We start from the raw sequence: 4916 nt of genomic DNA, 5'->3' as shown, positions 1-4916 counted from the left end.
GGACACCTCGGCGCACGCGACAGTATGCCGCCTCGTCAGCGACGTCCCTTCGGCGAACGGATGGCAGACTTTAACACCGCTTCTCGGCCGTTCACCAGGTCGAATACCGGACATTGCGGAAGGTCCGGTACGGGTACGAGTCCTTACCCGTTCTTTGTCGCCTATTCCGCCACAGGGGTGTGACTGGCGACGATGTGTCGCATTAGGTCGATGATTTCCGGCAGATGGTCGGTAAGGAAGAAATGCCCGCCGGGAAACACGTGCCACTGCGGCTCGGTGACGCATTCCCGCGCCCACCCCGCGGCCCGGCCCGGGTCCACGTGCTCGTCCCGGTCGCCGAGCAGCACGTGCACCGGCACCTCCAGCGGCGGCCCCTGGCGGTAGGCGTACCGCTCGGACAGCGCGAAGTCCGCCCGTACCCCGGGCAGGATCAGCTCCATCAGGTCGCGATCGGCCAGCAGCGCGGCCGGCGTGGCCCCGAAGTCGTGCAGCGCGTCGATCAGACCGGCGTCGTCGAGGTCGTGCACGCGCCGCCGTACCAGCCGGGTCTGCGGCGCCTCCGCGCCGCCGACCAGCATCGCCAGCGGCGCGGGCGCGCCCCGGCGGCGCAGCTCCCGGGTCACCTCGAACGCCACCAGCGCCCCCAGGCTGTGGCCGAACAGCAGGTACGGCCCGGACGCCCGCTCGGCGACGGCTGTGGCCAGCGCGTCCACCAGCTCCGCGAGGTCGCCCACGGGTGGCTCGTGCAGCCGGGCGCCCCGGCCCGGCATCAGCGCGACCTGCACCGACAGCTCCGGCGCGGCCAGGTCCCGCCACTGCGCGAAGGAGGCGGCGACGCCACCGGCGTACGGGAAGACGAACACCTGGGCGTCACCGGCCGTGGATCCGGCCGGCCCGAACCAGCGGCTCGCAGTCACCTGGGACATGGCCAGGAGCATAGGGCCGGAACACTCCCGGCTCGGCGAACGGGCCTGTGTGGACAGCCAGCCGGCTGGCACACTACCGGGATGCGGCGGGGGGTCTGGTCGGTGCTGGCGATGCTCGTCGCGGCCGGGCTCGGCGCGTCGGTCGCCTGGCTGCCGAACGCCACCGACCGGCAGCTCACCCTGCTGCAGTCGGTCCTCGCCGTCCTGGCGGCCGGCGGGCCGATCCTGGGCTGGCTGTGGCGGCGCAACCACCGGGGTGCACGCCACCCCGGCCCCGCGGCGCAGCGGGCGGCCGACGAGCTGGCCGCCGCCGTCCTCGCGCAGTGGAGCCGCGCGGCGACCGAACGCGGGCTGTGGGCGCCGGTTCCGATCCGGGTCCACTGGCGGTGGTCGGACCGGCCGGTCACCGGGCCGGTGGACGCCGCCGCGACCGAGGGCGACCTGGTCCGGTTCCCGCCCCTGCCGGCCGTCCCGCCGGTGCGGGCGGCCGACCTCGCCCACGGCGACCTGCACGACCTGTTCCGGGTGTACGCGGGCCTGGGCTCCGGCCGCCTCCTGCTGCTCGGCGGGCCCGGTGCGGGCAAGTCGGCAGCGGTCGTCCTGCTGCTGATCGACGCGCTGGAGCACCGGCAGCGCCTGCCGCAGCAGGAACGCGCACGGGTACCCGTGCCGGTGCTGCTGACCGTGTCCGGCTGGGATCCGCGCCGGCAACCGGTCGCCGACTGGCTGGCCGCCCGGCTGGCCGCCGATCACGATGTCCTCGGCGGGCTCGAACCGGCCCGCCGGCTCGTCACGGGCGGGCACGTGGCCCTCTTCCTGGACGGGCTGGACGAACTGCCGCCGGAGCTGCGACCGGTCGCCCTGCGCGCGCTCGACGTCCAGACCACGTTCCGGCTGGTGGTGACGACCCGCAGCCGCGAGCTGGTGGAGGCGGTGGCCGCCGCCCGGCACCTCTCCGGCGCCGCCGCCCTGGAGCTGGAGCCGCTGACCGGCGCGGACATCGCCGCGTACGTCACCAGGAGCCGGACCCAGCCGTTGCCGCCGGGATGGCAACGGCTGGTGGACGAGGTGCGCGACCGGCCGGACGGTCCCGTCGCGCAGGCGCTGCGCAGCCCGCTGATGCTGAGCCTGTTCCGGGACACGGTGACCACCGACGACGATGCCGCGGAGCTGCTCGACCGCTACCACAGCCGGGAGGCGGTGGAGGACGCCCTGCTCGACCGGGTGCTCCCCGCGGCGTACGCCGTCCAGCCCGGCGTACCGGAGCCGCGCTACACGGCTGCGCAGGCGGCGCGCTGGCTCGGTCACCTCGCCCACCTGATGAACCGGGTGGGCAGCCGCGATCTGGTGTGGTGGCACCTGGCGTCGTTCACCTCCTGGGACCTGTACGCGGTCTCGACGGTGCTCGTCACCGGCCTCGGCGCCGGACTGAGCGCGGGGTTGCTCGCCGGCCCGGCGTTCGGCGTCCTGGCCGGGCTGGCGTTCGGGCTGGTGCTCACATTCACCGCCAAGCTCTCCCGGGACGTGCTGATCGGCCGGCGTCCACTGCGGCTCCGCCGGATCAGGTGGAGCCGGGTGATCAGCCGTCAGCGGATGGAGAACGTGCTCGGCGCCGGGCTCACCGGTGCGTTGTTCCTGGGCTTCTTCGGGCTCCTCGTCGCCGCGTGCGCCGACGTCACAGGCATCGGGTCCGGCCGGGCCTTCCCGGTCTTCCTCGCCTTCACCGCGACCGGTTTCCTCGGTTGCCTCTCCCTGGGCGTGTACCTGGCGATGGCCGGGTCGGCGGACGAGGACGACCCGGTGTCGTCGCGGCTGTCCTGGCGGCGGGACCTGTGGTCCGCGGTGGGCGGCGGCCTCTGGCTCGGGTCCGTGCTCGGCGTCCTGGGTGGCCTGGTGGGGCGGCTCGCCGGATCGGCGGAAGGTGGCATCGCCTGTGGCATCGTCGGCGGCTTCCTGCTCGGCGTGACGTCCTCGCAGACCTGGCGCGCCCTGCTCGTCATGGTCGAGCTGCGCCGTACCGGGGTGGCGCCGCTGCGGCTGCTCCGATTCCTCGACGACGCGCACCGCCGGTCGGTGCTGCGCACGGTGGGGCCGGTCTACCAGTTCCGGCACGCCCGTCTCCAGGACCGCCTGGCGACCACCGCCGGTGCTACGGTGGACCGGAGTGATCCAGTGGCGATCAGGCAGGCAGGGAGACCAGACATGGCGGGTGACGACGACATCTCCGGGTGAGACCGGACATGTGACCGACCGCAGGCGAGCGCCGTGGTCGTTCCGTCGTACCCCGAGACCGTGTCCCCCGCCGGGCGGCTGAGGTCCGCCCGCCCTCATCGTCGAGGTCGTCTTCCCGATGTCCGATTCCTTCATCGTCTGCTCCAACCTGAGCTTCTCCTGGCCGGACGACACCCCGGTCTTCCAGAACCTCTCCTTCACCCTCGGCGGCGGCCGGACCGGTCTGGTCGCGCCGAACGGCGCCGGCAAGAGCACGCTGCTCAAGCTGATCGCCGGCGAGTACCGCCCGGCCGCCGGGTCGGTGACCGTCGACGGCGTGCTGGGCTACCTCCCGCAGAGCCTGCCGCTGGCCGCCGACCTGACAGTGGCCGAGGTCCTGGAGATCGCCCCGCTGATCGCGGCGCTGCACGCCATCGAGGCCGGCGACGCCGACGAGAAGCACTTCACCACGATCGGCGCCGACTGGGACGTCGAGGAGCGCACCCGCGCGCAACTCGACCGGCTCGGCCTCGGCGACCTCGCCTTCGACAGGCGCCTGGGCACGCTCAGCGGCGGGCAGGTGGTCTCCCTCGGGCTGGCGGCGCAACTGCTCAAGCAGCCCGACGTGCTGCTGCTCGACGAACCCACGAACAACCTCGACCTGGGCGCCCGGCACCGGCTCTACGACGTGCTGGAACAGTGGCACGGCTGCCTGCTGCTGGTCAGTCACGACCGGGCGCTGCTGGACCGGATGGACCGCATCGCCGAACTCGATCGCGGTGAGATGCGCTTCCACGGCGGCGACTTCACCTCGTACGAGGCGGCCGTACGGGCCGCGCAGGAGGTGGCGGAGAAGAACGTCCGCAGCGCCGAACAGGACCTCAAGCGGGAGAAGCGGGAGTTGCAGGAGGCCCGCGAGCGGGCGGCCCGGCGAGCCGGCAACGCCTCCCGGAACCTGAAGAACGCGGGTCTGGCGAGGATCGTCGCCGGCGGCCTGAAGCGGGACGCGCAGGTGGCAGCGGGCAAGGCGAACGAGATGCACTCCGGGCGGGTCGACGACGCCCGGGCGCGCCTCGACGAGGCCGAGCGGGCGCTGCGCAACGAGAAGACGATCACGGTGGAGCTGCCCGCCACCACCGTCCCGGCCGGACGCACGCTGCTGAGCGCCGAAGGGGTGCAGGTCCGGCACGGCGAGCGGTCGCTGTTCGCCGCCGACGGGGTCGACCTGACGATCCGTGGTCCGGAACGGATCGCCCTGCTCGGCGACAACGGCGCGGGCAAGTCGACGCTGCTGCGGCTGATCGACGGCGACCTGGAGCCGGAGAGCGGCCGGATCACCCGCGCGGACGGCCGGATCGCGTACCTGTCGCAGCGGCTGGACCTGCTGGATCTGGACCGTACCGTGGCGGAGAACCTGGCCGCGTTCGCGCCGCAGGCCCCGGACGCGCAGCGGATGAACCTGCTCGCCCGCTTCCTGTTCCGCGGCCCGCGCGCGCACCTTCCGGTCGGTGTGCTCTCCGGCGGGGAGCGGCTGCGCGCCACACTCGCGTGCGTGCTGGGCGCCGAACCGGCCCCGCAGCTCCTGCTGCTCGACGAGCCGACGAACAACCTCGACCTGGTCAGCGTCGGCCAGTTGGAGAGCGCGCTGCACGCCTACCGGGGCGCGTTGCTGGTGGTCAGCCACGACGAGCGGTTCCTCGCCGCGATCGACGTGGGCCGCTGGCTGCGCCTGGCGGACGGACGCCTGGTGGAGACCGGTCCCCCGGACGCCGCCTGACC

Annotated in this window: 3 protein-coding genes; 2 read left to right on the top strand and 1 reads right to left on the bottom strand. The window is 73.5% G+C overall.

What is annotated here, in order from left to right:
- Nucleotides 1–161: 161 nt before the first annotated feature.
- Nucleotides 162–926 carry a thioesterase II family protein gene (locus O7611_RS10545; RefSeq protein ID WP_269696705.1) on the bottom strand — a complete coding sequence of 255 codons (765 nt, stop codon included), beginning with the start codon at nucleotides 924–926 and terminating at the stop codon, nucleotides 162–164.
- Nucleotides 927–1007: 81 nt separating this feature from the next.
- On the opposite strand from O7611_RS10545, the gene O7611_RS10540 reads away from it, so the two are divergent.
- Both O7611_RS10540 and O7611_RS10535 read left to right on the top strand, forming a co-directional pair.
- Complete coding sequence (locus O7611_RS10540; RefSeq protein WP_269696704.1) at nucleotides 1008–3158, top strand: hypothetical protein; 2151 nt, start codon at nucleotides 1008–1010, stop codon at nucleotides 3156–3158.
- 118 nt (nucleotides 3159–3276) lie between these two features.
- On the top strand, nucleotides 3277–4914 hold the full coding sequence (locus O7611_RS10535; RefSeq protein ID WP_269696703.1) for an ABC-F family ATP-binding cassette domain-containing protein: 1638 nt from the start codon (nucleotides 3277–3279) through the stop codon (nucleotides 4912–4914).
- The last annotated feature ends 2 nt before the right edge of the window (nucleotides 4915–4916 follow it).

The organism is Micromonospora sp. WMMC273, assembly GCF_027460285.1.
GTDB classification, from domain to species: domain Bacteria; phylum Actinomycetota; class Actinomycetes; order Mycobacteriales; family Micromonosporaceae; genus Micromonospora; species Micromonospora aurantiaca.
The sequence above is the reverse complement of the archived record's forward strand: the minus strand, read 5'-3'. Positions and strand labels throughout refer to the sequence as shown.